Origin of the sequence: Helicobacter cetorum MIT 99-5656 (genome assembly GCF_000259275.1) — a bacterium.
In the GTDB taxonomy this organism is placed as follows: domain Bacteria; phylum Campylobacterota; class Campylobacteria; order Campylobacterales; family Helicobacteraceae; genus Helicobacter; species Helicobacter cetorum.
The window spans coordinates 260,730-286,551 of the sequence record NC_017735.1 but is presented as its reverse complement, the minus strand read 5'-3'; the positions used below and the strand labels follow the sequence as shown (position 1 = coordinate 286,551).

27 protein-coding genes and 1 other RNA gene are annotated in these 25,822 nt (G+C 35.8%); 10 read left to right on the top strand and 18 right to left on the bottom strand.

Annotated elements, in window-relative coordinates:
• Window positions 1-18: 18 nt before the first annotated feature.
• The 18 genes from HCD_RS01400 to HCD_RS01315 all read right to left on the bottom strand — a co-directional run bounded on the left by HCD_RS01400 (window position 19) and on the right by HCD_RS01315 (window position 16,353).
• Complete coding sequence (locus HCD_RS01400; RefSeq protein WP_014658840.1) at window positions 19-597, bottom strand: DedA family protein; 579 nt, start codon at window positions 595-597, stop codon at window positions 19-21.
• Window positions 598-613: 16 nt separating this feature from the next.
• Window positions 614-1,153 carry an adenine phosphoribosyltransferase gene (gene apt / locus HCD_RS01395; protein WP_014658839.1) on the bottom strand — a complete coding sequence of 180 codons (540 nt, stop codon included), beginning with the start codon at window positions 1,151-1,153 and terminating at the stop codon, window positions 614-616.
• A gap of 39 nt (window positions 1,154-1,192) precedes the next feature.
• Window positions 1,193-1,525, bottom strand: a complete 333-nt coding sequence (locus tag HCD_RS01390; protein ID WP_014658838.1) for a hypothetical protein — start codon at window positions 1,523-1,525, stop codon at window positions 1,193-1,195.
• 69 nt (window positions 1,526-1,594) lie between these two features.
• Window positions 1,595-2,029: a ribose 5-phosphate isomerase B gene (gene rpiB, locus HCD_RS01385; protein WP_014658837.1), complete on the bottom strand. Its 435-nt coding sequence runs from the start codon at window positions 2,027-2,029 to the stop codon at window positions 1,595-1,597.
• A gap of 27 nt (window positions 2,030-2,056) precedes the next feature.
• Entirely contained in the window at window positions 2,057-2,755 is a 699-nt protein-coding gene (locus HCD_RS01380; protein ID WP_014658836.1) for a site-2 protease family protein, read from the bottom strand.
• 8 nt (window positions 2,756-2,763) lie between these two features.
• On the bottom strand, window positions 2,764-3,642 hold the full coding sequence (gene lepB / locus HCD_RS01375) for a signal peptidase I (protein WP_014658835.1): 879 nt from the start codon (window positions 3,640-3,642) through the stop codon (window positions 2,764-2,766).
• 16 nt (window positions 3,643-3,658) lie between these two features.
• Window positions 3,659-4,522, bottom strand: coding sequence for a bifunctional methylenetetrahydrofolate dehydrogenase/methenyltetrahydrofolate cyclohydrolase FolD (gene folD / locus HCD_RS01370; RefSeq protein WP_014658834.1), 864 nt, complete (start codon window positions 4,520-4,522; stop codon window positions 3,659-3,661).
• 69 nt (window positions 4,523-4,591) lie between these two features.
• Window positions 4,592-5,611: a tRNA 2-selenouridine(34) synthase MnmH gene (mnmH, locus tag HCD_RS01365; RefSeq protein ID WP_014658833.1), complete on the bottom strand. Its 1,020-nt coding sequence runs from the start codon at window positions 5,609-5,611 to the stop codon at window positions 4,592-4,594.
• Window positions 5,611-7,644: an LTA synthase family protein gene (locus tag HCD_RS01360; protein WP_014658832.1), complete on the bottom strand. Its 2,034-nt coding sequence runs from the start codon at window positions 7,642-7,644 to the stop codon at window positions 5,611-5,613. The genes mnmH and HCD_RS01360 overlap by 1 nt, the downstream gene beginning before the upstream one ends.
• Window positions 7,645-7,652: 8 nt before the next feature.
• Window positions 7,653-8,204: a 3-deoxy-d-manno-octulosonic acid hydrolase subunit 1 gene (locus HCD_RS01355; RefSeq protein ID WP_041594808.1), complete on the bottom strand. Its 552-nt coding sequence runs from the start codon at window positions 8,202-8,204 to the stop codon at window positions 7,653-7,655.
• 1 nt (window position 8,205) lies between these two features.
• Window positions 8,206-9,324: a 3-deoxy-d-manno-octulosonic acid hydrolase subunit 2 gene (locus HCD_RS01350; protein WP_014658830.1), complete on the bottom strand. Its 1,119-nt coding sequence runs from the start codon at window positions 9,322-9,324 to the stop codon at window positions 8,206-8,208.
• Window positions 9,300-10,319: a dihydroorotase gene (pyrC, locus tag HCD_RS01345; RefSeq protein WP_014658829.1), complete on the bottom strand. Its 1,020-nt coding sequence runs from the start codon at window positions 10,317-10,319 to the stop codon at window positions 9,300-9,302. The genes HCD_RS01350 and pyrC overlap by 25 nt, the downstream gene beginning before the upstream one ends.
• A gap of 10 nt (window positions 10,320-10,329) precedes the next feature.
• Window positions 10,330-11,211: an energy transducer TonB gene (locus tag HCD_RS01340; protein WP_014658828.1), complete on the bottom strand. Its 882-nt coding sequence runs from the start codon at window positions 11,209-11,211 to the stop codon at window positions 10,330-10,332.
• The gene (locus tag HCD_RS01335) at window positions 11,195-12,079 is read right to left on the bottom strand and encodes a hypothetical protein (RefSeq protein ID WP_041594807.1); all 885 of its coding nucleotides are present in this window, start codon (window positions 12,077-12,079) and stop codon (window positions 11,195-11,197) included. The genes HCD_RS01340 and HCD_RS01335 overlap by 17 nt, the downstream gene beginning before the upstream one ends.
• Window positions 12,076-12,444, bottom strand: a complete 369-nt coding sequence (fliN, locus tag HCD_RS01330; RefSeq protein ID WP_014658826.1) for a flagellar motor switch protein FliN — start codon at window positions 12,442-12,444, stop codon at window positions 12,076-12,078. The genes HCD_RS01335 and fliN overlap by 4 nt, the downstream gene beginning before the upstream one ends.
• 86 nt (window positions 12,445-12,530) lie before the next feature.
• The gene (gene nth / locus HCD_RS01325; protein ID WP_014658825.1) at window positions 12,531-13,181 is read right to left on the bottom strand and encodes an endonuclease III; all 651 of its coding nucleotides are present in this window, start codon (window positions 13,179-13,181) and stop codon (window positions 12,531-12,533) included.
• Window positions 13,182-13,184: 3 nt separating this feature from the next.
• Window positions 13,185-13,421 carry a FeoA family protein gene (locus tag HCD_RS01320; protein WP_014658824.1) on the bottom strand — a complete coding sequence of 79 codons (237 nt, stop codon included), beginning with the start codon at window positions 13,419-13,421 and terminating at the stop codon, window positions 13,185-13,187.
• 1 nt (window position 13,422) lies between these two features.
• On the bottom strand, window positions 13,423-16,353 hold the full coding sequence (locus HCD_RS01315) for a DUF3971 domain-containing protein (RefSeq protein ID WP_014658823.1): 2,931 nt from the start codon (window positions 16,351-16,353) through the stop codon (window positions 13,423-13,425).
• On the opposite strand from HCD_RS01315, the gene mltG reads away from it, so the two are divergent.
• The 10 genes from mltG (at window position 16,271) to HCD_RS01270 (ending at window position 25,775) form a co-directional block, all read left to right on the top strand.
• Window positions 16,271-17,260 carry an endolytic transglycosylase MltG gene (mltG, locus tag HCD_RS01310; protein ID WP_014658822.1) on the top strand — a complete coding sequence of 330 codons (990 nt, stop codon included), beginning with the start codon at window positions 16,271-16,273 and terminating at the stop codon, window positions 17,258-17,260. The genes HCD_RS01315 and mltG overlap by 83 nt on opposite strands.
• Window positions 17,261-17,456: 196 nt before the next feature.
• A complete protein-coding gene (locus HCD_RS01305) occupies window positions 17,457-17,780 on the top strand; it encodes a 4Fe-4S binding protein (RefSeq protein WP_014658821.1) in 324 nt (107 codons plus the stop codon).
• A 14-nt stretch (window positions 17,781-17,794) separates the two neighbouring features.
• Window positions 17,795-18,922, top strand: a complete 1,128-nt coding sequence (locus HCD_RS01300; RefSeq protein WP_014658820.1) for a 2-oxoglutarate synthase subunit alpha — start codon at window positions 17,795-17,797, stop codon at window positions 18,920-18,922.
• Window position 18,923: 1 nt separating this feature from the next.
• Entirely contained in the window at window positions 18,924-19,745 is an 822-nt protein-coding gene (locus HCD_RS01295) for a 2-oxoglutarate ferredoxin oxidoreductase subunit beta (RefSeq protein WP_014658819.1), read from the top strand.
• Complete coding sequence (locus HCD_RS01290; protein WP_014658818.1) at window positions 19,745-20,305, top strand: 2-oxoacid:acceptor oxidoreductase family protein; 561 nt, start codon at window positions 19,745-19,747, stop codon at window positions 20,303-20,305. The genes HCD_RS01295 and HCD_RS01290 overlap by 1 nt, the downstream gene beginning before the upstream one ends.
• A gap of 206 nt (window positions 20,306-20,511) precedes the next feature.
• Window positions 20,512-22,986 (top strand): porin family protein, encoded by a 2,475-nt coding sequence (locus HCD_RS01280; RefSeq protein ID WP_014658816.1) that lies wholly within the window; start codon window positions 20,512-20,514, stop codon window positions 22,984-22,986.
• A 78-nt stretch (window positions 22,987-23,064) separates the two neighbouring features.
• Entirely contained in the window at window positions 23,065-23,229 is a 165-nt protein-coding gene (locus HCD_RS09415) for a hypothetical protein (RefSeq protein ID WP_014658815.1), read from the top strand.
• A gap of 9 nt (window positions 23,230-23,238) precedes the next feature.
• On the top strand, window positions 23,239-24,714 hold the full coding sequence (locus HCD_RS01275; protein WP_014658814.1) for a disulfide bond formation protein B: 1,476 nt from the start codon (window positions 23,239-23,241) through the stop codon (window positions 24,712-24,714).
• 33 nt (window positions 24,715-24,747) lie between these two features.
• Window positions 24,748-25,069, top strand: an RNA gene (gene rnpB, locus HCD_RS08820) — RNase P RNA component class A.
• A gap of 127 nt (window positions 25,070-25,196) precedes the next feature.
• Entirely contained in the window at window positions 25,197-25,775 is a 579-nt protein-coding gene (locus HCD_RS01270; RefSeq protein ID WP_014658813.1) for a tumor necrosis factor alpha-inducing protein, read from the top strand.
• The last annotated feature ends 47 nt before the right edge of the window (window positions 25,776-25,822 follow it).

The window sequence follows — 25,822 nt, the reverse complement described above, 5'->3', positions numbered from 1 at the left end:
ATGGAATTTTATTATATTCTATCGGCTTTTCTTACTATAGTATTGAAAATACCATACGACTAAGGTCAAGAAAGATACCAGCAGTAATATTAGCACATAGGGGTGTTTTTTGAGCCATCCTAATGAATGCAATAATTCTTCTCCCAAATACCACGCCAAAATAATGGTAATACTTGCCCACACTACAGCACTAATGAGATTAATGAGGGCAAATTTCAAAGCACTATAGCGAGTCAAACCAATGCTGATAGGAATAATAGTTCGCATGCCATACATGTAACGCTGAATAAAAATGATAAACCAGCCGTATTTTTGTAACAATAAGTGAGCTAGAGCTAGTTTTCGGCGTTGTTTTTCTAGCTTTTTTTGAATATAAGTTTTATTAGTGCGACCGATGTAAAAATAAAATTGATCGCCCATAAATCCCCCAAGTCCCGCAACTAAAATCGCTAATCCCAAATGCATATGACCGGTATAGCTTGCAATTCCTGCTAAGATTAATCCAATCTCACCTTCTAAAATGCTCCATCCAAATAAGATGAGATACCCCCAAGTGGGTGCGTGCTGATTCCATAAGCTAATGATGTATTCTTCCATACTATTTGCCCTTATTCTAGCACTCTAACACACAAAAAGTCTTCACTTGCTCTTCTAAGAGTTGAATGCCAGATAGTTCTTTAAGACCCAGCAAAAAGCATGCTTCTATACATTCAGCTTGTAGGAGTTTTATGAGTTGTAGGCTTGCTAGGGCTGTGCCTCCGGTTGCTAATAAATCATCAATTAGAACGACCCTTACCCCCTTAACCCCCCTAAATGCATCCGAATGGATTTCTATACTATCATTTCCATATTCTAGGCTATAGCTCTGAGAAATAGTGTGAGCTGGGAGTTTGCCCTTTTTCCTAATAGGCACAAAGCCTACACCAAGTGCGTAAGCCAAAGCAGAGCCTAAAATAAATCCCCTAGCTTCAATACCCACAATGAAATCTATGTTAAGAGCCATATAGCGTTTTCTAAGTGTATCAATGAGTTTGTTAAACAGCATAGGATAATTGAGTAAAGTTGTAATATCTTTGAATAAAATGCCCTTTCTAGGATAGTCTTTGATTTCTCTAATATGTGCTAAAAGTTCTTTTTTAAATGCTTCATTCATTCTAATATCCTTAAATATAGCTTATTTATTATAGCGTTTTTAGAGAAGGGCTTCTATCTTTTGCTCTAATTCTTTGATGCGATTTTTATACTTATCTGATTCGCCTTTATATTCAGAGTTTCGTTGCTTAAGGGCTTTTAGTTCTGTTTTTAAAGAACTCATCTCTTGGGTAAGAATATCAATATTGCCCAAGGCTCTTTGGAGTTGTAATTGATGTTTTTGGATTAGAATTTCAGCTTCTTGTAAGGTAAGCTTCATGGAAGCACTCGTGCGTTCTTGACGCTTGGCAACGGTTTTAAAAAAGAAAGTGCGAACGCCCATATAAAAAACAAAAACAATAACAATAGTGATGATAAACCATTGTGTGAACATGCCTACAAATATCCTTTTGATGAAGAATAGAGAGAAATTGTAGCACAATTTATGCTGTATTCTATCGGTTTAAGTGTCTAATTTTTGAATGCGTTGTATGTGGCGTTCGCCTTCAAATTCCGTAGAAAAAAACGCTTCTAAAATGCTTTCTACTACGCCTACGCCACTGATTTTTTCTCCCAAGCATAAGATGTTGGCGTTATTGTGTAAGCGAGTCATTTTAGCCATGTGAGAATTAACGCATAAGGCGGCTCTAATGCCTTTAAAACGATTAGCACACATGCTCATGCCTATTCCTGTAGCACACACTAAAATACCATAGCTTTGCTTATTTTCCAAGACCTTTTCACACACTAATTTAGCATAATCAGGATAGTCAACTCTAGTGGTAGGTAAAAAAGCTTGAGTTTTAAAGCCTTTTTCTTCTAAGAAGCGTTGGACAAATTGTGCGAGCTTATGCCCCGCATGGTCGCTAGCAATAAAAATCGTTGAAGAAGTCGCCATTATAATCCTTATTTGAATATCACTTGATTAAGAGAGTAGCAAAGAGAATAAAAATCTTGTAGGTGCATGGATAAAAAACTCTGATAAGGGTGGAATGAACAAGAATACAAACACAATCAATAAGCCATAGCGTTCCATTTTAGAAAACCATTCTAATAAAAGCGTGCTTTTAAAATATAAAGCCAAAAAGCCCAGTGCTTTTGAGCCATCTAAGGGTGGAATAGGAAGGCTATTAAAAATGCCTAAAACAAGATTATAGAGTATGCCCTGAATCAAAAAGGTCATTAATGCAAGCTGGTAAAGATTTAAGTGGTTGAAATCTAGAGCGTTGATTTCAAAATGATGAAAGCTAAAATGGGTGATTAAGGCTAATATAAGTGCTAAACTGAAATTATAAAAGACTCCGGCTAAACTCACTATTACGCATGCTAGAGAGCCTTTTTGAGAAACAATGTAACGCATATCTATTGGCACTGGTTTTGCCCATCCAAATAAAAAGGGAGCTTGAAAAATTAAAAGAATGGCTGGTAAAAGCACTGAACCCATCATGTCTAAATGTCTGATAGGATTTAAGCTCAAACGATGAGTGTCTTTTGCACTTCTATCGCCAAATAAAAATGCACTATAGCCATGCATAATCTCATGCCCTATAATCGCTACTAAAAGGGCAAGGATTTTCATTGAAGCTGCAACAAAGCCTTCTAATGAAACATCAAAAAATTGCACAAAAAACCTTAATACGGTGCTTTTTCTTGTTTGTCTTTAATGATTTTTTCTAAGCCTTCAACGCTTTTAAACATACGCTTCCATCGTACCAAATAGCGTTTTTTTGGGTTATTTTCTGCATCAGATTCTACGCTGTTTTTCAGGCTGAGACTAAAATAAACAAACCATGGCGAACCCACAATGTTTTTATAAGCTACACTTCCCCAAAAGCGTGAGTCACTAGAATTATCTCTGTTATCGCCTACCATAAAAAATTCATCAGCATTGATTTTCTTATAGAACACACTTTCGCCTTCCATTTGAATAAGTTGCATGCTAATGTTAGGGCTTGTGCTTTGAGTGGCTAGTTGTTCCATTAAATGAAAGGTTTCATTATCTTTTTGGTAGTGGATACCTAGATGCTCACCCATATAAGGGTTTAAGACAAAAATTTTACCCATAAATTCTTTAGTAGTAGCATTAGGATAATGCTTGGCAATATAATTTTCATCAGTATCGCTCTCAAAGGGGTGTAAGTAAAACCCTTCATTAGTGAATAATACTTCATCACCCCCAACAGCAAAATTCCTTTTGACATAGTAAGACTTTTTTTCATGGGGGGGAACAAAGACAACCACTTCGCCACGCTTAGGGCGAGTGCCTTCTATTAAATGCCCATTGTTCTTAAAATCCGGCATAATAGGAAGCTCAATCCATGGGATTTTAGGAATGGGTATGCCATAAGAAAACTTTTTGACAAAGAGCATATCGCCTTCATAGAGCGTGCCAACCATAGAGCGAGATGGAATGATAAAAGCTTGTGCGACAAAAAAGATTGCCAAAAGCACAATAATAATCGTTCCCACCCAACTAGAGCAAAATGCATAAACAGAGCGTAAAAATTTCATGTAAGTTTCATTCCTTTTATGGTTTATTGTTTTCAAAAGCGAGCAAAGTATTCTCTAAAAGCGAGACAATAGTCATAGGGCCTACACCCCTAGGAACAGGGGTAATAAAACCAGCCACTTTTTGAGCGTTTTCAAAATCCACATCACCCACAATGCGTCCATCATTCAAGCGGTTGATACCGATATCTACTACTACAGCCCCTTTTTTAAGCATGCTTGCTTTAATCAAATTAGGTTTACCCACGCCTACGCATACAATATCAGCATTTTGAGTGTAAAAACTAATATCTTTGGTTAGGATATGGCACACGCTAACACTAGCTCCAGCGTTTAACATAAGCATGCTTAAGGGTTTTCCAATGATATTGCTTGCCCCGATAATGGCTACATCTTTACCCTTGACTTCAATATGATAATGCTCTAAAAGACGCATAACTCCCATAGGAGTGGCTGGCAGAAATGACTCTTTTTGGGTGCAAAGTTTACCGATATTAAGGGGGTGGAAACCATCTACATCTTTTTTTGGGTCAATGGCTTCTAAAATCATTTTAGTATCAATGTGTCTGGGTAAAGGAAGCTGGACTAAGATTCCTGAAATATTTTCATCAGCATTGTAGTCTCTAATCAAGGATAACAATTCAGCTTCAGTAATAGTCTCTTTAAGGGTTTTTAAATCAAAATCCATGCCGACCCTTTCGCATGCCTTAACTTTCATATTGACATAAGTAACGCTTGCAGGGTCTTTTCCAACTAAAATCACGGCTAGTTTGGGGCGTTTATGAGTGTGTGTACTCATAGCTTGGATTTTATTTTTTAAATCTTCTTCTAGACTACAAGCTAACGCTTGCCCATCTAGTAAAACAACGCCCCTATTTGGCATGCCTATTGTCCTTTGTGGAATTGAAATCGCCTTATTGTAGCAAAAATTATGTGTTTAAACAAAAAACTCTTATTCTAAGTGCTTTTTTAAAACACTTTCTCTAAAATCCATAATCATTTCAGCACATTGCTCTAGGGTATTGAAGCAAATAGTGTGTGAGTGAGAAGACTTTTTATAAACTAAATCATAGTATTTGGTGGTTAAAATTTCAGCGATTTTTTCTAAATCTCTGTGCTCATAAAGGCGTTCTAACTCTTTGATGATAGTTCTTGTGGTATAGGGCTTAATGGTATGCAAAGCTTCTTTAAAAACGCTTTCTTTAAGGTTAGAATATATATCCACTAATCGTTTGATACGATGTTCTAAGGGGGCAACAATCAAAATGCTGTAGGGTGAGTTTTGATAGGCATTAAAGAGTGGGTTTGGAATAATTAAACCCCCAAGAGATTTTGGCTCTTTTTCTATGAGTAAAAGTGGCTCGCTATTTTTCTTTTTTAATGCATCAAAAAGCAAGTTTTCAAACATTTTTTGTGTGGGGCGTTTAGCGTTTGTGGGGTTACCAAAGCTAGAGCCATAGTGTTTGGCTAAATTTTCTAAATCAATGCTCCAAGAAGAGAAATGCTTAATCAATTCTGTTTTGCCACAACCTGTCAGTCCATCTAAAACGATTAAGGGCTTATTGAAAGGTTCTTTTAATGCGTTTAAAACCATGTTGCGATAGGCTTTGAAACCCCCTTCAAGCTTTTGAACTTGAAAGCCCACTTCTTCTAAAATAATGCCTAAGCTAGAGCTTCTTTTGCCCCCCCTAGCACAATAGACTAATAGTTTGTTTTTGGGGTGTAAGGGGGTTGTTTTATCCTTTAAACTTTTTTCTAAAAAAGAAGCGATGTTTTTGCACGCTAGACTTGAGCCTAAAATTTTTGCTTTAAAAGGGGATTCTTGTTTGTAGGTGGTGCCTACTAGAGCGTGTTCTTCATCATTAAAAACTGCAAAATTCAATGCGTTAGGGATATGGGCTTCTTCAAATTCTTTAGGCGTTCGGGCATCTAATATGGCATCAAAAGGCTCTAGCTTGTTTGTAAGTTTCATTACTTAAGATTAGCCCCATGATAGAGCAAGTAGTAACTAAGGGCTTTTAAAGACTCTAATTGCTTGTAAAGTTTAAAGGCGGTTGTTTTGCTTGCTTCTTGTTCTTTGTGGTCTTCATTAAGATAGCAAAAACCTACGCTTGGGTTATAGAAGTAATCTTTTGTAGCAATGGCTTCATAGCCCAAAGCGTAATTAGGGTGGCTTCTTGGGGGGTTTGTAGTGTTATTAGAAAATAAAGGCTTTCCAAAACTCACAAACTTAAAATCTTTAGGGGCGACTAATTCTATAATGGTAGGGGCGATGTCTAAATGTGAGCCAACTTCACTAATCCTTTTGGGTTTTAGGGTGGGGGCATACAGAATGAGTGGCACAGACCTTGTGGTGTATAAATTGTTTTTAGCGTATTCATAGCTTCTATCAAAGTGGTCTCCTGTAATGATAAAAAGCGAATTAGGGAATTTTTGACTAGCTTTTTTGATAAAACTTACCACTACTTTGTCATACCAGTAAATATGCCCCAAAAAATTAGCGTTAGGTAAATTTTCTGATTTAGGGGTTTTTTCTACAAAATTTTGTATTTTTTCTAAAGGCACATTAAAGGCTTTGAGATTCACATTTCTTGTCGGATGATTACTTAAGGTCATTACCATGCTGAAAGTTTTTTCATTAGGGTTTGTGTTTTCTAAAATATAGTCAAACAAAATATTATCATGCACGCCCCAGTTGCTCTCTATGGGCTTTGGGTAGGGCTTGTTTTTGGCAAATTCTAAGACATGGCTGTTAAAATAGAGCGTGTCAAAGCCTTGTTTTTTAGTGAAGCTATCTAGTTTATTCCAAATGCCACTGCCAGCATAATAAAAGTTGTTCTTATAGCCTAGAGTTTTCATGATATTAGCGATTGCCATAGGAAAGCTAGGTAGAATCACTCCAGAATTGACTAGGTTAGTGTCATTGATATAGGGTAAGCCTGTGATTTGGACATCTAGGCTTTTAACGGTTCGTGGGGCGTTTTCAATAAAAACAGGGAGCTGTTGAGCATGCTCTTCTTTGGCGAGATTTTGTAAGGCACTTGTTAAACCCAGACTATCAAATTTTTTATCAAAATGCCACGAGCTTAGAGATTCTGAAATGATGTAAAAAACATGCTCAATTTTTTGATTAGAATTATTATGGCTTGTCTGAGTTAGCAACTCATAGAGATTGTGTGTGGGAACTTCTTTAAGATTGAAATAGTTTTGGGCTACTTCTAAGGGCGATTCTTTAGCAAAATCGCTGAATTTGAGATTGTGGCTATGCCTATAATTACGCACTACAAGGTAGAGATTACGCAATGCCCCTGGAGTGATTTTTCTTAAAAAAGGGTCTTTGGATGGCTCTAAATGCAAATCCAAAGATGCGCCGATAAAACTAAATTGTGCGTTAACATACAACATCTGTGTGAGTGAAAAAAGAATGAAGAGAGTGAAAGTTTTAAGGGGATTGGCGTAAGTGGTTTGATAAATATTTTGGGGTTTAAAAAGGGTGTTTTGAAGCTTAAAATAGATAAAGGAAACAAAAATGCTAAGCATTAAAAAGAGTAGAAAACTAGAAATAATAGGGTATTCTCCAAATAAACCCATGTGTAAAATAGTGAGTTTGTCTTCGTATAAAAATTCCAGCAAATTTTCATCAAATACATTTCCATAAATGCCATAATAAACGATGTTAGCAATGTTAAAAAATAAGGCAATAGCGATAGACAAATACGCCACAGCATTAAGCATTTTTATTTGGCGTTTAGGAGCAGACAACCCTAATAACCCTGTGGTGATAAAAAGAATTGCCATAGCAAAGACAACACGATTATCGTATTTTGCCCCATCTAGCAAGGCTTTGACAATATTATTTAAGCTAGCATTTTCTAAGGCATGCTTATAATAGCCTGTGTAAAGAATAAAGCCAATACGATTGATTACAAACAATAAACTCATAAAAAAGGTAAAATAAAAACCTTTTAAAAAGAGTGAAAATAAGGCATAAGATAACGATTTCATAGGTGGTATTATAACCTTTTTTTAATAAGATTTAAGGTCTTAAAAAAGACAAAAAGAAGTAGGGGAACATCAAATAAAGAATCCAAAATTTGAAAGTTAGAGTTGATTAAGAGCGAACTCGCTAAAGAAATAAGTGCGATTACGCCTAGTAAAGGGCTACTAAAAAATAAGCTACTACAAAAAATCGCACTAAAAATAATAGATGCAACAAAATGATGATAAATTGAAAAAGGTAAAAACCCTAGAATATCTATAAGGAGTAACAGATTAAAAAATAGCATTATAAAATAGGATAGCAAGGTTTCTAAGGGGGGCTTTTTGAGTATTTTACAAGAAAAACCTGCATACGCAAGGATTAAAAGACAGCTAAAGGGGCTTAAGGGGGCTATAAAGCTCATTAAAAATTCGTTGAGCGATAAAGAGTTTTTAAAAGCTACATTGCTTAAAATCACGCTCACAAAGGAGAGTGAAAATCTAAAGCTCAAGGCTTTGTGTTTGAAGAAAAAGAAAATTAAAAAAAGCCATAAAAAGCTAAGCGTATAAGAAGACACAATCATTATGTTACTTGAGAAGAGATTTTAAATAAGCCATATTAAAACGGATATGTTTGATGTTTGAGCGGTTATAGGTATAGACAATATCTATAAAATCTGAGCTAACACTAGAGCTTGGATAACTCACTTCATTAGCTTTGTCTAAAACTTTTAAGATTTGAAAGGTGTTTGAATCTTCTAGTTTAGAAAGCAAGAGTTCTTTTCGGCGTAACAATAAATCGCTAGGATTATGGACTAAATACAACGCTTCATTTAAATTGAGTAAATTCAAAGAATCATTCAGATTTTTTAAATTCGTTGCAATGGGTTTTTGCCAAGCGGTGGGGGTTTTACAAGTTTGTAGCATGAGATTATCTTTTAAAGAATAATTTCTAAACGCCATTATGGCACAATCTTTAAAGGGTGTAAGGCTTGGCTGGAGCTGATGATTCAATAAATTAGGTCTTAAGAGTTCTCTAGGGTTATTATTTGCATCAAATTTTAGCAACAAGGGGTATTGGGTGGCTAATTCGTGATAGAGTGGTAGCATAAATCCGCCATCAGTAGTGTTTAAGGGCTTAGTCCTTACTAAATGGCTTAGGTTTAAGAAAGGGCTTAAAGAAAGTTTACGCACAAACTTAAAATCAATAGGCGTTAAAGGGCTTTCAAACTGATAGATTTTAGAAGTTGCCCATCCGCCCATGCTAACTCCCACTACAAACAACAAAATTTTATCTTTATGTAAAAAAAGTAGGGGATTGCCTAGTTTTTTGATAAATTCATGCGAGTTTTTGAAAAGATTTTCTTTGGTTAAAAGAATAAAAGCTTCACTCCAACGATTAGTTTTGCTGTCAAAAAGATTAGCACTAATTTTCACATCTCTTGCCCCTTCTTTGCTACCGCTAAAATAAGCACTCAAGAGATTGCCATTAGGCAGGCTAATTAAAGAGCTTGCATGCACGCTTAAGGCGTTACTTGGCTTAGGAATATTTAGCTGTGTGAAGTAGGGGGGGCTTTCATTTGAAAGGGTATTATTATGAGTGAAGGCATAGGGGGGAGATTTATGCGTTATAAGAATTAAAAATAACACAAAAGCAAGCCCTACAAAAAAGGCGGTATTTTTTAGGCGATTTCTTGAATGTTCCAAGATAGTGTTTCGCCCCCTTTTAAGATAGTAATTTTTTCATCAGCACAAAGCGTGTGTGTAGGGACTATAAAGGGTTTTTTAGACAAACGAACTTTCTTGCTAGGTAAGTTGTCTAATGCATAGATTTTTTTAGCGTTATCGCTCACAAAGGCTTGCAAATTTTCTAAAGCATTATGTTTTTCAAAGAGTTCGCATAATGCAGGTAGTAAGATAGGGGCAGAAAATATTCCTGCTGGAATGTTATCGCTATGCTTTTTAGAGATAAAATGCGGAGCACTATCAGAGCCAAAAGAAACTTTTGGATGGGCTTTTAAGGCAATGGATAAAAGCCTTTCTTGGTCTTCTTGTGTTTTGATTAGGGGCTTACAAAAACAATGCGGATTTAAACTACCCCCTAACAAGTCATCTAAGGTCATGCTAATATGGTGTAAGGTCAAAGTAGCATAGAGATTTGCATGCTTTTCAAGTAAAGCAATACTACGCCAATCGCTCAAATGCTCTATAATGATTTTCAGTTTAGGAAATAAAAGGGCAAAAGTTTCTATAACGCTATGGCATAAAAATTCTTTATCCAAACAAAAACCCTCTTGTTCTGCATGAACACATAAAATAAAGCCTAAATTTTGAGCGTTTTCTAAAATCTCTAAGGTCTTTTCGCTTAATAAATCAGAAGTGCCATTTTGTGCGTTTGTTGTCATGCCCTTGGGGTAGAGTTTCAAAAGTTTAATGCCTTTGTGTTTGGCTAGTTGCAATTCTTCTAAGGTTAAATTATCATTAAAATACAAACTCATTAGGGGCTTGAAATTTGAAGAATTTTTTAAAATTTCTTCTTCATACTCCAGCACGATTTGTGTGTTAATAAGGGGCTTACTAAGATTGGGCATAACTACTGCCGCACTAAAAGGCTCGCTAGAATAATTCAATACCGCTTTTAAAAGCTCATTCTCTCGCACATGCAAATGTGTGTCTATAGGGTCAAAAAGAGTGATTTCCATAAGCTTGCCTTTAGTTTCCACCTAAGAAATAACGCACTCTAATACGAATCAAAGTTTTGGTTTGTGGGCGTGGATAATCCTTATAGGCAATTTGAATGGTCTTTAAGGTGTTATCATCTAACATTTTGTATTCAGAGCCAATAATGATTTTAAGGTCTGTAATATCGCCATTAGGGTGTAAGTAAAATTCTACCGCATTGGTTCCATCTTGTCCTAGATAAGCAGCGGCTTGAGGGTATTCTAAATACTTTTGCGTGATGCGTCCAATATTTCTTAAATTACTCTTAATGAAATCCTTTTCAGCTGTGCCTAAATCTCCAAATTCTTCGCCGTATAATTCATCAATATCTTTTCTAGTTTGGTTATCCAAACCTTTATTATTTTCTGTCCTAGGAGGCGTTGGAGGTGTAACTTCTTGAGGTAAGAAAGAAAGCTGGTTAGGGTCAAATTTCTCTTTTTCTTTGACAGGTTTCTTCTCTTCTACCTTCTCCACCTTTTTAAGGGCTTTATGCTTATGGTCTGGTTTTTTCTTTGGCTTTGGTTTGGGTTTAGGCTTTGGCTTAGGTTTTTCTTTGGGTTTTGGTGGGGTAGGGGGCGTGGGTGGAGTGGGGGGTTGTTTGGGGCCAGCTAGTGTGGGTTTTGGGGCACCGGGTTGATTTTTGCTAGGGTCTTGTGAATGCCCCCTTTTTAAAATCAATAAATTGCTAGGGTCAACTTTGACAAGCTTTGGTTTTGAAGGAAAAAAGTCTTCTCTATGCTCAAATAAAAAATAAATTAATAGATGCAATAATATGGATAAAATGAGAGAAAAGAAAAAATTCCTATTAGAATAGTCAATAGGGTCAAAATTGCGTCCTAATTTAGTTGGTTGTAGCTTAGAAGTTTCTGGCATATAAATTTCCTAATTTTGAATTCTTAATATTATTTTCGGCTTCTTTAATAAGGTCTTCTTTAGACGCTTTTAAGCTGACTTTTTCCAAAAGCAAGCTGTGTTTGTCGTTGAGTAAAACCAAGTAACGCTCCTTTTGCGTTTCTATTGAGATAATTTTATAGTGTGTGTCAATATGGCTTAAGATATTAATATCTAGTTTAAAACCTTTTTTAGAAAAAGCCCTTTGTTTGGGGGCAAATTTTTTTTTGACTATATATAAAATGAGAAGTAAAACAGCAATAACACCTAATACTTTGTAAGCATGACTTAAATCCAGTGGAGATTTTAGTTCTAAAGCGTTCAAGGGGTTTTCTGTATGGTTTTTTGCATTTTGAGTCTCAATATTAGCATGTTGAGACTCAGATAAATCATTGGTGGAAGTCAAATGAAATCCCTTAGGTAAAAAAACGAAACGAAGTGTCTTTTTGTCTTTACTTCTTGAAACTCTAATTTCTAAATTTGTTTGAGCTTTTTTAGACAAGAGATACAAATCATTTTGGTAGGAAAAAACTTCTAAAGAATTTAAAGAAGCTTCTTTAAAATCCATTGTTTTTTTAGAATCCATGGAAGCATTTTTCAGCACAAACGCCCTTTGCCCTTCAATTTCAATAGCCCTAGGCATTGACTCAAAGGGGGCTTCAAAAGTGAGTGTGGTTTGCACCGCTTTTAAGGGATTTTCTTGCAAAGTGGTGTTTGAATCAGGCTGAATCTCTAAGAGCATGTTATGCCAACGAGTGAGCTTAATGGGGGCATTACTATTACTTGGAAGCACTACATCATTAGCAAATAATATCAAAAAAGCATTCATTAGAAAGAATAATAATCTCATGAATTTTTAGCAAGATAATATACAATGGCGTTAGAATCAAGGACTTCATTCAAGCGAATGGCTAAATTCCTTTCAAAAACCATGACTTCGCCCTTACCGATAACTCGCCCATTCACAAAGGTATCCACGCTCTCTCCAGCTGGTTTTTGCAAATCAATCACAGAGCCTTTTTCAAAACGCAAAATTTGTAGCAAGGGAATTTGCGTAGAGCCAAGTTCTGCACTAAAAACCACTTCCATGTCTAAAAGATTTTTATAATCGCAAATAAGTTCTTCTAAATAAGTAGAAAGCTCCAGTTCTCTTTCTTTATTGCTTTTTTCTTTTTCTGTTGTTTTTAGTTTATTAGACTCTAATATTTCTAACATGGAACTTTGCTCTTTCAAGAAAATATGGTTTTGATTTGGACTCTAAAACCCTAATATTACTATAATTTTTATAATAAATAAAGCCACTACGCCTTAAAACTAGCCTTAGAAACACAAAATTCTTTTAAAAAACATGCATCACATAGGGGGTTTTTAGCCTTGCAGGTATAACGCCCAAATAAAATTAATGCATGGTGGAGTTCAGATAGATTAGTTTCAAAAAGCTCGCTTAACTCATTTTCAGTTTTTATGGGGGTGTTAGCATTGCTTAATCCTAAGCGATGTGTTGTGCGAAATACATGGGTATCTACTGCCATATAGTTGGCATTAAAACACACCGATAGCACCACATTAGCGGTTTTTTGCCCCACGCCATCTAGGCTCATCAATTCTTTTTGCGTAGATGGAATAATGCCCTTAAAATCTCTCACCACTTTTTGTGCCATATTAATTAAATGTTTGCTTTTATTGTTGAAATAAGAAATAGATTGAATGATTTCTTTGACTTCTTCTAAAGGAGCAAGAGCTAAATCATAAACGCTAGGGTATTTTTCAAACAACTTAGGCGTTACGCTATTGACCCTAGCGTCTGTGCATTGTGCACTTAAAATGGTAGCCACTAGCAGTTCATAGGGGTTTTTATGGTGTAATTCTGTAGTGAGATTAGGATAATGCCCTAGAAGTAATTCTTTGATTTTTAAGGCTTTTTGGTAGTGTTTAGTGCGTTTCAAACTCATTTCTTACAAGCTTTCTAAGGGTTTTACAACAAGATATTGAGCTTCATGGGTTCTTAAAGCCACTTGAATGTGATTAATTCTAATTGAAAGTGTAGCCTTTTTTATAGAGTGGTGTAAAAGAGTGCATTGAACCCCTTGATGAATGCCAAAGGATAAAAAGCGTTTTTTAAGGGCTTCATCACAACGAGTAATATCTATAATTTCATAATTGTGGTTTTTAACAGCTTCATTAAGTGTCATTTTACTTCCTTTTTGATTCAATATTTTTTTTGATTTCATCTACTATAATATCAATGGGTGTGAAAATGCGGCGTAAAATTTTAAAAGGTGCTTGGATAATATCAGCCGCTAAAGTTACTTGAGTTTTAGGTTTATCAAGCGTGCCTTTCACATTCACATTAGTGGTGATTTTACCTTCTTTTCCTAAGATAAGATAGCCTACGATAGGAATTTTATTCAAAACATTACTCAAGGCTTTGATAGTAGACACTTCTAAATTCAAATCTATTTTATTAGTATCTAATTCTATAATGCCATTACCAGCAATGTCTAGCGTTTTACCGATAAGATTGATTTGTTCTAGCCCTAAATATTGTTTGGTCATACCAAATACCACAGAACCCTTTTTGATTTGATAGCCATTAGCCCCTAAATGGGGGTTTCTAAAAACGATAAGAGAAGGGATGGTGTTGATGAGATTAACCATATTTTGCATGAGGGCAAAATTCTTCAAGCTTGTATTTTGGAGTTTTAATTCGCCATTAAAGACTTGGTCTTTAAAAGCCCCAACAAGTGTGTATAAACCCCCTTCTACAAAATCTTTTTGTAGCATAGTGTTGATATAATCGCCACTAAAATTATGAGCCTTAAAATACAAAGCCCCATGCACTAAATCCGCAAAAATCATGCCATTTTTGTAATTGCCATCTATTTTTACTCTATTATCTTGAGCGATTACATCAAGATTTTCTAAAGGAATAGGCATTTTCTTATACACTAATACCATATCTTTTGCATGGATATGTGTGGCTATGGGAGTGATTTTATGGGCTTTTTCATAGCGTTGTTTAGCGTTGATAAAAATGTCTTCATCATGGATTTCTTTGGGGGTAGGTTTTTTGGTGTTTTCTTTTGAGAGCAGTTTAACAATGGCTGGCATTTTACTATCCAAAAAAGCGTCAATATCTAAATCAATATTATTAAGGATAATATCTTTCTTGTCTCCTTTAATGCTTATGGAAACATTTTTGCTAGGGGTATAGACAAAAATCTCATCTTTGTTGATAGAGCCAAGCAAGGAAAGGGAATTAAAATGTGTGCCATCGCTACGATAGGCTGGTAAATTGACTTTCAAATCCTTTGCCAAAAAGTCAATATTTAAAAAATCGCTTGTAGAGACTTCTAAAGAGCCATCTTCTAAAGTGAAATAATTCATAATGGGGGAGTAAGGTTTAATCTTTTTTAAATCCTTGAGTCTAAAAACATAAGCATCGTCTTTAAGCTCGCCTTCTAATGACAATTTAGGAACACTCCATTGCATATGTTTGGGGTCAGAAAAATCAAAATTCAAAGAAAGGCTTTTGAGAGAATCTTCTGTAGCATAGAAGACATTCTTACTGAACTTATCTTCGTTTTGAGCTTTAATGGTGTCTATAATTTTTCTTCTAAAAATTTCAGAATTTTCGCCTGCTTGAATAATGGGGCGTAAGCTTTTCAAATCCAAAGCAAAGCTAGGTTGTGGGTTATTTTCTGTATTATCCAAACCATAAGAACGCATATTGATATTGCTATTAGTGTTGAGCTGTATTTTATGGACTTGAGAATCTAAGGAAAGATTTTTTTTGTGTAAATCTAAAGTCATTTTAGTGTCTAAATCCAGCATGTTTTCATAGCGAGTGTGGATAGTGTCTATATAAATATATTGATATTCTGGGGTAATGTCTAGGTTTACATTAGCACTTTGGGTGTAAAGGGGAATATCATAGAGTAAAAGAGTGCCTTCTTGTAAATCCACATTGCCTTGAATACTAAATAGGGGGGCTGTGTTTTTCAAAAATTGTAAAGTGAGTTTTAGGTTAGCACTAGCTGGCGTGCTGATTTTATCCAAAGGTAGAGTAACTTTGTAGGCACTTAATAAATCCTTAATGCTATCGCCATAATAATTAGGGGCAGTTTTTAAAAAGATTTCTAATTTGGGGGCTTCTAGTAGGTTAGATAATAGGGCGTTTGTGCCTTCTAAATTCATGGTTTCATAAATGATTTTTTCAGGGTTGATAGAGAGTTGTTGGTTTTTGAGAGTGATTTCTGTTTTGTCCATTTTAATGGGCGATAACCCACTATTAAAAAGCACTGATGGGTTTATTAAAGTTGCTCTGATAACGGATTTTTCTAGCAAGGAAGGAAGGAATTTACTAGGGGTAAAATTAGCCTTAATCAAGGCGTTGTCAATTTTAAGGCTAGAAAATTGAATGTTATCAAAAACCCATGTTTTTAGGGCTTTTTGTGATTGTTGCTGGAAAAGGGGTTTCAAAAAAGCAATGCTTTTTATTTTAGAAGTGGTAGCTCTTAATTCTATGGTTTTTAAATCTGTTAAACCCTGTAAATAGAGTGTGGCACTTGGTTCTTGTAGGGGTTTAACGATTAGATTAAACACCATTTTTCTAGCTTTTGGCGAGTAGTGAGCGTCGCCATCTACTTGAACCTTAATATCCTTAAAAAGCAAATTGATAATTTTTAGTTTGATATTTTTACTATCTTCTAACGAAAATTCTCCTTTAACGCCCGGAAATTCTAGCTCATAAGTGTTGCCATCAAAGAAGATATGAGCCTTATTCTTAGCGTCTAAAATAATTTCTTTAACTTTCAGCTTCTCAAAATAAGAGATTGCCCAAATGCCATAACGGATATTTTTGATCAGATCAGAAACTTCTAAATGCCCTTTGGTTTGTTTTTGATGGAATAGAGAAGATAGGTTAATGCGTTCAATATTTAAGGAGAGCTTGTTATCAAGTTTTAAGTATAATTCAGAGATATTAAGTTTGCCGATATTCAAACTTCGTATGTGAATGCCATTAGAGAGAGTTTTGTGTATGACAAAAAAAAGAGTGAACACCGCTACAAAAAAAATAATGACATTAAATACTTTCTTAGATGCGTGCTTTCTTTTCTTCATTTGCGTTCTTTTTTACCTAAGTATACCAATTTATCCTAATAAAGTGGTGATTGTTCCGCAAGGTTCGCTCAAAAAAGTGTTCTTAGCCTTAAAAGAACAGGGCGTAGATATTAATTCTTTTGACATGCTTTTTTTACGCCTTATAGGTATGCCTAAAAAAGGCTATATTGATATGGGCGATGGAGCTTTGAGAAAGGGGGATTTTTTAGTGCGTTTAATCAAGGGAAAAACCGCTAGTAGAAGTGCCACTTTGATTCCAGGAGAAACCCGTTATTTTTTCACTCAAATTTTGAGTGAGACCTATCAATTAGAAGTAAACGCTTTAAATCAGGCTTATGAAAGCATTGCCCCACGATTAAATGGCTCTGTGATAGAAGATGGCGTGATACTACCAGACACTTATCATTTGCCCTTAGGAGAGAGTGCTTTTAAAATCATGCAAGTTTTAATCAATCAATCCTTGAAAAAGCACGAAGCCTTAAGCAAACAATGGCTTGGATACTATCATAAAGAAGAGTGGTTTGAAAAGATTATTTTAGCTTCCATTGTGCAAAAAGAAGCCGCTAATATTGAAGAAATGCCTATTGTTGCGAGCGTCATTCTTAATCGCTTGAAAAAAAATATGCCTTTACAAATGGATGGGTCTTTGAATTATCAAGAGTTTTCGCACACCAAAATCACTAAAGAGCGTATTAGAACAGATAACACTCCATACAATACTTATAAATTTAAGGGATTGCCTAAAAATCCTGTAGGAAGCGTGAGTGTAGAAGCTATCAAAGCCGTTGTTTTTCCTAAAAAGACTAATTTTTTGTATTTTGTAAAAATGCCTAGCAAAAAGCATGCTTTTAGTACGACTTACAAAGAACATTTGAGTAATATTAAGATTTCTAATAATCATTTTTGATTTTGAAATTAAGGTTAAAAAATGCTTTATATGTTGGGTTTTAGTGAAAAAGTGTTAAGTATTTTCTCACTTTAATTTTCTGTTCTTATTATTGAATAATTTTAGAATTTATTTAACAAGCCTTGCTACAATTTTAAGCAAATTTTGATTGCTAAGGCTTTATAAAACATAGACTTTTAGCATAAAGGGAGAATACATGGCTAAAATGAACGCTCCAGATGGGATTCCTGTTTGGGTAAATGAAGATAGATGTAAGGGTTGTGATATTTGCGTCTCTGTGTGTCCTGCTGGGGTTCTTGGCATGGGAGTTGAGAAGGAAAGGGTGCTTGGAAAAGTGGCAAAAGTAGCTCACCCAGAGAGCTGTATAGGTTGCACGCAATGCGAGTTACACTGCCCTGATTTTGCGATTTATGTAGCCGATAGGAAAGACTTTAAATTCGCTAAGGTTTCAAAAGAAGCTAAAGAGCGTAGTGAGAGAGTTAAGGCGAATAACTACATGCTCTTAGAAGAAACTATTTAAAAGAGAGGCAATTCATGCGTGAGATTATTTCTGATGGAAATGAGTTAGTAGCTAAGGCTGCTATTGAAGTGGGGTGTAGATTTTTTGGGGGTTATCCTATTACGCCAAGTTCGGATATTATGCATGCGATGAGCACAGCTTTACCTAAACATGGGGGGCATTTTATCCAAATGGAAGATGAAATTAGTGGGATTAGCGTGTCTTTAGGGGCAAGCATGAGCGGAACTAAGTCTATGACAGCAAGTAGCGGTCCTGGTATTTCATTAAAGGTAGAGCAAATCGGCTATGGTTTTATGGCAGAAATTCCTTTAGTCATCGTTGATGTAATGCGTTCAGGTCCATCAACTGGAATGCCTACTCGTGTTGCACAAGGTGATGTGAATTTCTTAAAGCACCCAATCCATGGAGATTTTAAATCAGTTGCACTCGCTCCTGCTAGTTTACAAGAGGCTTATACAGAGACGATTCGTGCGTTTAATTTAGCTGAAATGCTTATGACTCCGGTATTCTTGCTTATGGATGAAACCGTGGGACATATGTATGGTAAGGTGCAAATTCCTACTTTAGAAGAAGTGCAAAAAATGACTATCAATCGCAAGGAATTTATGGGCGATAGAAAAGACTATAAGCCTTATGGAGTAGCACAAGATGAGCCAGCCGTTTTAAATCCTTTCTTTAAGGGCTATCGCTACCATGTTTCTGGGCTTCATCACGGACCTATTGGTTTCCCTACTGAAGATGCCAAAATCGGTGGGGATTTGATGGATAGGTTATTTAATAAGATTGAGTCTAAACAAGACATTATCAACGAAAATGAAGAAATGGATTTAGAAGGTGCTGAAATTGTGATTATTGCCTATGGTTCTGTTTCTTTAGCGGTCAAAGAAGCTTTAAAAGATTATCAAAAAGAAAGCCATCAAAAAATCGGATTTTTTAGACCTAAGACCTTATGGCCAAGCCCAGACAAACGCTTGAAAGAAATAGGGGATAAATACGAGAAAATCCTTGTGATTGAATTGAATAAAGGGCAATATTTAGAAGAAATTGAAAGAGTTATGCAAAGAAAAGTGCATTTCTTTGGTCAAGCAAATGGGCGCACGATTTCGCCTAAACAAATCATCGCAAAGTTGAAGGAGCTTTAAAATGGCGTTTAATTATGATGAATATTTGCGTGTGGATAAAATGCCCACTTTATGGTGCTGGGGCTGTGGCGATGGCGTGATTTTAAAATCCATTATTCGCACTATTGATGCACTAGGCTGGAAAATGGATGATGTGTGCTTGGTGAGTGGGATTGGTTGTAGTGGTCGTATGAGCTCGTATGTGAATTGCAACACTGTTCATACTACGCATGGTAGAGCCGTAGCGTATGCAACAGGAATTAAGCTAGCCAATCCAGATAAGCATGTGATTGTGGTTTCTGGCGATGGTGATGGCTTTGCTATTGGGGGTAATCACACCATGCATGCATGCAGAAGAAACATTGATTTGAACTTTATTTTAGTAGATAATTTTATTTATGGTTTGACTAACTCTCAAACTTCGCCCACCACTCCAAATGGCATGTGGACAGTTACGGCTCAATGGGGAAATATTGATAATCAATTTGACCCATGTGCTTTAACCACAGCTGCAGGGGCTAGTTTTGTAGCTAGAGAGAGTGTTTTAGACCCTCAGAAATTAGAAAAGGTGCTTAAAGAAGGCTTTTCACACAAGGGCTTTAGCTTCTTTGATATTCATAGTAATTGCCATATTAACTTAGGGCGTAAGAATAAAATGGGCGAAGCGTCTCAAATGTTGAAATGGATTGAAAGCCGATTAGTTAGCAAACGCCAATTTGAAGAAATGAGTCCTGAAGAAAGGGTTGATAAGTTTCCTACTGGTATTTTAAAGCATGACACTAATAGAAAAGAATATTGCGAAGCCTATCAAGAAATCATTGAAAAAGCACAAGGAAAACAATAATGGAAGCACAATTACGATTTACAGGCGTTGGGGGGCAAGGTGTTTTGTTAGCTGGAGAGATTTTAGCTGAAGCTAAGATTGTGAGTGGGGGCTATGGCACTAAGACTTCCACTTACACTTCGCAAGTGCGTGGGGGGCCTACTAAGGTAGATATTTTGTTAGATAGAGACGAAATTATTTTTCCTTATGCTAAAGAAGGCGAGATTGATTTTATGCTTTCAGTCGCTCAAACAAGCTACAATCAATTTAAAAGTGATATTAAAGAAGGCGGTATCGTTGTTATTGACCCTAATTTGGTAACGCCTACCAAAGAAGATGAAGAAAAATACCAAATTTATAAAATCCCCATTATTAGTATCGCTAAAGATGAAGTGGGTAATATCATCACGCAATCTGTAGTGGCATTGGCTATTACGGTGGAGCTTACTAAATGTGTAGAAGAAAATATTGTGCTAGATACCATGCTCAAAAAAGTTCCCGCAAAAGTCGCTGAGACAAATAAAAAAGCCTTTGAAATTGGCAAAAAGCATGCTTTAGAAGCCCTAAAAGTAAGGAGATAATGAGTGTTTTCCTTGTTGGATTTTTTGGGGAGGGGGGGGTTCAGTATTTTGCTGTTTTATCCTCTAGGGATTTAAAAATCTTAATTCTCAATACGCTTCATTTTCTTTCTAGGCTAATTGTTGCATTGTCAATCAAGCCGTGTTTCTTGCTGATATTAAATTCAAGTATGACTATCAAAATTATTAAATAAAAGGAATCAAATCTAATGAAAAATTATTCAAAATATTTGCCATTAATTATTTTAAGCTTAGATGCACACCCTAAGGATGGGTTTTTCTTAGAAGCTGGTTTTGAAGCCGGCGTAATTAATGCAACTAAAGAGCCTATTTCTCAAAATATCACGCCCACTTCAATGGATTATAATGGAATAGCTTATCAAGGCGTTAAACAAAACCCTAATGTTTTAAAAAGCAATCATTCTAAGAGTCCTAAGTTAGAAAAACCATCTGTTGAAAAACCATCTGCTGTTGTTTCTAGTAGTTCCCCAAAACACCCCAAAAATTCACAAGAATCCACTCAAACCCAAGAGCCTGTAACCCCCCCCCAAGCACATTCCGTTGACTCCCAATCTAATTTGCCAAGTTCTACTAAATCCCAAGAGCAACATGCAAGCCCTAGTGAGTCGCATAATTCTAAGACTATTATAGTTGATTCTTCTAATCCTTGTCCTTATAGTGCCAGTCCGGATATTGCATGTCTAGACTCTACTGATGCTTCTGCCCCTAAGACTAATGTTGTCAATGGTAAAACTTTAAATACAACCCCCTTACCTAATGTGAATGTCTATGGCAGACCGCAAAAACCGATTGATTATCCCATATTGAAACACTCTATTGAGACAAATATGCTTGATAAAATTACTAAAAGTGAAATTAAAAATCAGCACCCTGTTTTTGAGCAAGGTAAAATTAATGGTATCCATTTTTCTACGACCAATCCTATTGCAACAACTATTAAAGATAGTCAAATTGATATGAAAAACTTCTTACCCTATGATTTACATCAGGTTGATGTGTATGTAAGGGTCAATGATAATGGTAAGCTCAAAGAAGTCCATATAGCCCATATGGAAGATATTCCTAAGAGTGCAGACATTACTATAGATAAAAATCTGTTTAAAAATTTAGAGCATTTTCAATCTCAAAGTATCCCTACAGAAAGCTTTGTATTTAAAGCATCAAGTAGCTCTGATGAAGTAACCAAGCGTGTTTTAGATAATGTGGATAAAATTACGACTAACATTCATGGTGTCTTTTATCAGCACAAAGATTACTATGGAAGAGACCCTAAATACTACACTTCTTTTACCCCAGAGACTGCACAACTTTTTGTGAATGATTTATTGGATTTGGCGGCTGTGTTTGATTCCAAAGAATGGGCAGACAAAATTATGGATGCGGGCAAGTATTTTAAATTTCAAGGCAATATTAGTCAGACTCAATATGATAACATTCCTGCTGAAGAGGTGATTAAGCAATTTCGTGCACCTAGCAATGAGTTAAATATAGGTTTGGTTAGAGAGCGAACAAATGCATATGGGTGGTCAACCCCTCGTAGCCTAGATGTTAACCCAGCCTTTTTAAACCCTGATTTTAGCCCTATTCTAAAAGAAGGGCTAGTCAATAAGCCAGGTGGTTTGAATAATAATGATGCAAGCCGCAGAATGTTTAACACCTTGGTGCATGAATACGCTCATACTAAGGGGTATAGTCATTGGGGCAACTTTACCAAATACGACCCACAGAGCTTTGGTGGGGTTGTGGCAACCGTGTGGGGAGACTTGGTATTAAAGCGAGCCTTGCCTGTGCTTTATAATAATGGCAAGGTGGATAATGGTTTGCCTGACCCTAAAGTGCCTTTTACTCAACCACAATTTCCATCTTATTGGAATGATAACGACCGAGATGGCGGTTGGATGAAAGGAGACATATGGCAACCTTTAGAGGGTAATGCTACAAGTGGTCCTTACACTAATCCTAATGCTAATTTACAAGGTAACCCTTATGGCGTTAATCCTTATCAAGGTGGTTCATCTTATGGACCTCAAGGTGCTAACTGCCATTTAGTGTCGCGTCAATATACTTGTCACTATGATGATGGGAGTGTAACGGTAAGTAGCTATGCGTTGCTTATACAAAACCTAAATTATGTTTTAACTAATATTTCAAACGCTCATTCTTCTTATCAAAATTCTTCTTCCAACCGCTCTCATTATGCTAATTCTCAAGTAGGTATGGATATGAAAGTGGGGTATCAAAAATATTTTAATGATTATGTGGGTTTAGCCTATTATGGACTCTTGAAATATGACTACGCTTCAAATTCATACGCTTCATTAAATAATATAAAACACATGGGCTTAGGTATGGGTATAGATGCGTTGTTTGATTTTATAACAACTTATAGCAGTAAGAAAAGTTTTGTTTCTAGTTTTGGGATTTTTGGTTCAGTTAGGGGGATTTATAGCCATTTTTATGTCTATCATCAAGGGTTTAATCGGACTAATTTAAATGTTGCAACAGGTTTGAACTACCGCTACAAACATTCTAAATATTCTATTGGGATTTCTTTGCCCCTTATCAAGCAAAATTTAAGGGTTCAAAATACAAGTTATGAAACTATTCTCACAATAGGCATGGGGCATTTTAATGTGTTTATGAATTATGGGTGGGTGTTTTGAAAGCTAGATAAATTTTTTGGTTTTGTTTATTAATGGTCTGTTTTTAAGTATAATCCTACGAAAATTTTAAGGAATAGCATGGAGTTTTTAGGATTACTCTTAAGTCTAATCGCTATTTTTATAGCGTTTAAAAAGCCTGAAAAAGAGAATTTGGCGTTTGGGATTTTGATTGTGGTATGGTTAGTAGAGTTGGTTATTTTTATAGCCCACAGCTCTAGTGTTTTACCTAATATCAATCTATAGGGGGATAACATGAATAAAGAAAACCATAAGTTTTATACCCTTTTTTCTTTAGCCATTTTAGGGATTTTGATTTTTCCTGTTGGCTTAGCGAATTTCTATTTTGGCTATGTTTTGAAAGATTCGCCCTGTATTTTTTGCTGGGCACAACGCATGAACATGATTTTTGTAGGAGCGGTAGCGCTTTTAGTGGTGCGTTTTGGTTTTAAGCCTAGATATATTGCCTTGCTATTATTGATTGCTAGTAGTGGGTTATATGAGAGTTTTTATCATACCGGTAGTCATGCCTTAGAAGATGTGGGTCAGGGCTTTGCGTTAGCCATTTTAGGTTTACACACGCAATTTTGGGCGTTTTTTGTTTTTTTTAGCGTGGTGGTACTTTTGAGCCTTATGCTCTTTTTTGCCCCTAGCATTCAAAATTTTAAAGAACGCTCACTAAATACGCTCAATAAAAGCGCTTTTTGGGTTTTCTTTGTGGTAGTAGGCTCTAATGTGGTGCAAGCATTTTTTTCTACAGGACCTTTTCCTTATATAGGGCAAAGTGACCCAGTGCGTTTTTCTTGGAATTTAAAAGAGGCTGTTTGGTCTATGGAAAATTGGGGCGATTTGAAATTCCCAAGAAGTGTTTTAGGCAGAAGAGATGTGGGCGAGCCTATTAAATTAAGCACCCTACCTAAGGATAATGATTATCAACATTCGCCTTTAGAAATCACCAAAACTTTAGAGATTGAAAAAAAAGAAGCGCTTTCTTTAAAACTTAATGGAGCGATTACGGATTTAAGTTTTAACGAAGAAAATGCGATTCTTACCACAGAAAACCAAGGTCTCTATCTTGTGAGTAACGATTTGAAAACCATTCATAGCCATATGGTTTTGGATAGCTATTATAGTGCTACGGTAGGTTCGTTTGTGGGAGCGGATTTTAACGAAGATGAAAATATTGTGATTATGGGTAATAATAAAACTAGCGTAGAAATTACTCCTAATAAAAACGCTAACGCCCTTAAAAATTACCCTTATTTTTTAGAGGGGGCTAACTCTTTTGATGAAGTAGAGCGTAACCGCTTAAAAACTTCTAGGGCAAAAAACTATTATATTAGTGGTGCAAGAAGAGATTCAAAATACACTTATCTTGTTACGGCTCCAAATAAGCGTTATAATGATTTGATTATCGTATCTATGCTTAATAGCGATAAGCAAGTGCATGCGGAGTATATTCTTGGACTTGGTGGTATAAAACTTAAAGAAAAGAGAAAATTAGGCGAGTTGCATATAAGTGCGTTAGCTTTAAAAGACGATAAGCTTTATGCTATCAGTAAAGAATTTAACACTCTTTTAGTATTAGACCCCAAAAAAGAAGAGATTGTTAAAGTTTATGGCCTGCCTAAAGAAATTAAAAATATTAGTGCTGGTGGGTTTAGAGATAAACAGCTTGTAGTTATTAGCTATGAAGGGGATAAAAATATTCTTTATACCCTTTCATTTTAAACTCTTTTAAAGCTATTTTTTTCTAATATGCTGAAGCATTAGAAGATGGTCGCTATTTTTAACAATAGAGGAAAGTCCGGGCTACATTAGACAAAATTCCATCTAACAGATGGCTAGCGTGAGCTAAGGGAGAGTGCCACAGAAAGCAAACCGCCTTTTTAAGGTAAGGGTGAAAGGGTGGGGTAAGAGCCCACCAAAGCTAGAGCGATTTAGCTTGTTTGGGTAAACCCAATTTGTAGCAAGAAGTGCATGGTAAGTCTAAATTAATACACGCTTCGCTTGAGAAATATTGTAAAATATTTCCTAGATAAATGACCATCCGTTGACAGAACCCGGCTTATTCTAATGCTTGTTCACTAAGTGTTAATTTTTTTAACAAATATTTAATCATTTTATTTTTCTTGTATTTTTATCTAATCATTACTTAAAACTTTAAAGATTTGTGTTACACTTCGTAAAATTAAAGATAAAGGGGATTTAAAATGTTGAAACAAACTTTCTCTAAAGGGAAGCAATTGGCTTTGTGTGGACTAGGTGTTTTAATATTGCAGGCTTGCACTTGTGTAAACACTTCGCAAAAAAATTCCTTTTTGCAAGATGTGCCATATTGGATGTTGCAAAATCGTAGCCAGTATGTTACACAAGGGGTGGATAGTTCACATATTGTGGACGGCAAGAAAACTGAAGAGGTAGAAAAAACCGCCACACAGCGAGCTACGATTAGAGTGGCTCAAAACATTGTGCATAAGCTCAAAGAGTCTTATCTCTCAAAGCATAACAATATTAAACAGAAGCTTACTAATGAAATGTTTATCCAAATGACACAAGCTATTTATGATAGTTTAAGCAATGTCAATCGTTTGGGAATTTATATTAATCCTAATAATGAGGAAGTGTTTGCATTAGTGCGTGCACGCTCCTTTGATAAAGATGTGTTGGTTCAAGGGTTGCATAAGTTATCTCTAGATAATCAGACGATTAAAAGCCTTGTGGCTAAGGTTGATGAGATTTTTAAAGATTCTGTGAATTATGGAGACATCAAAGTTCCTGTGGGAATGTAGTTTGGGTAAGAACAAGTAGGGGGGAGAGATAAGTTTTCTTGCTTTAA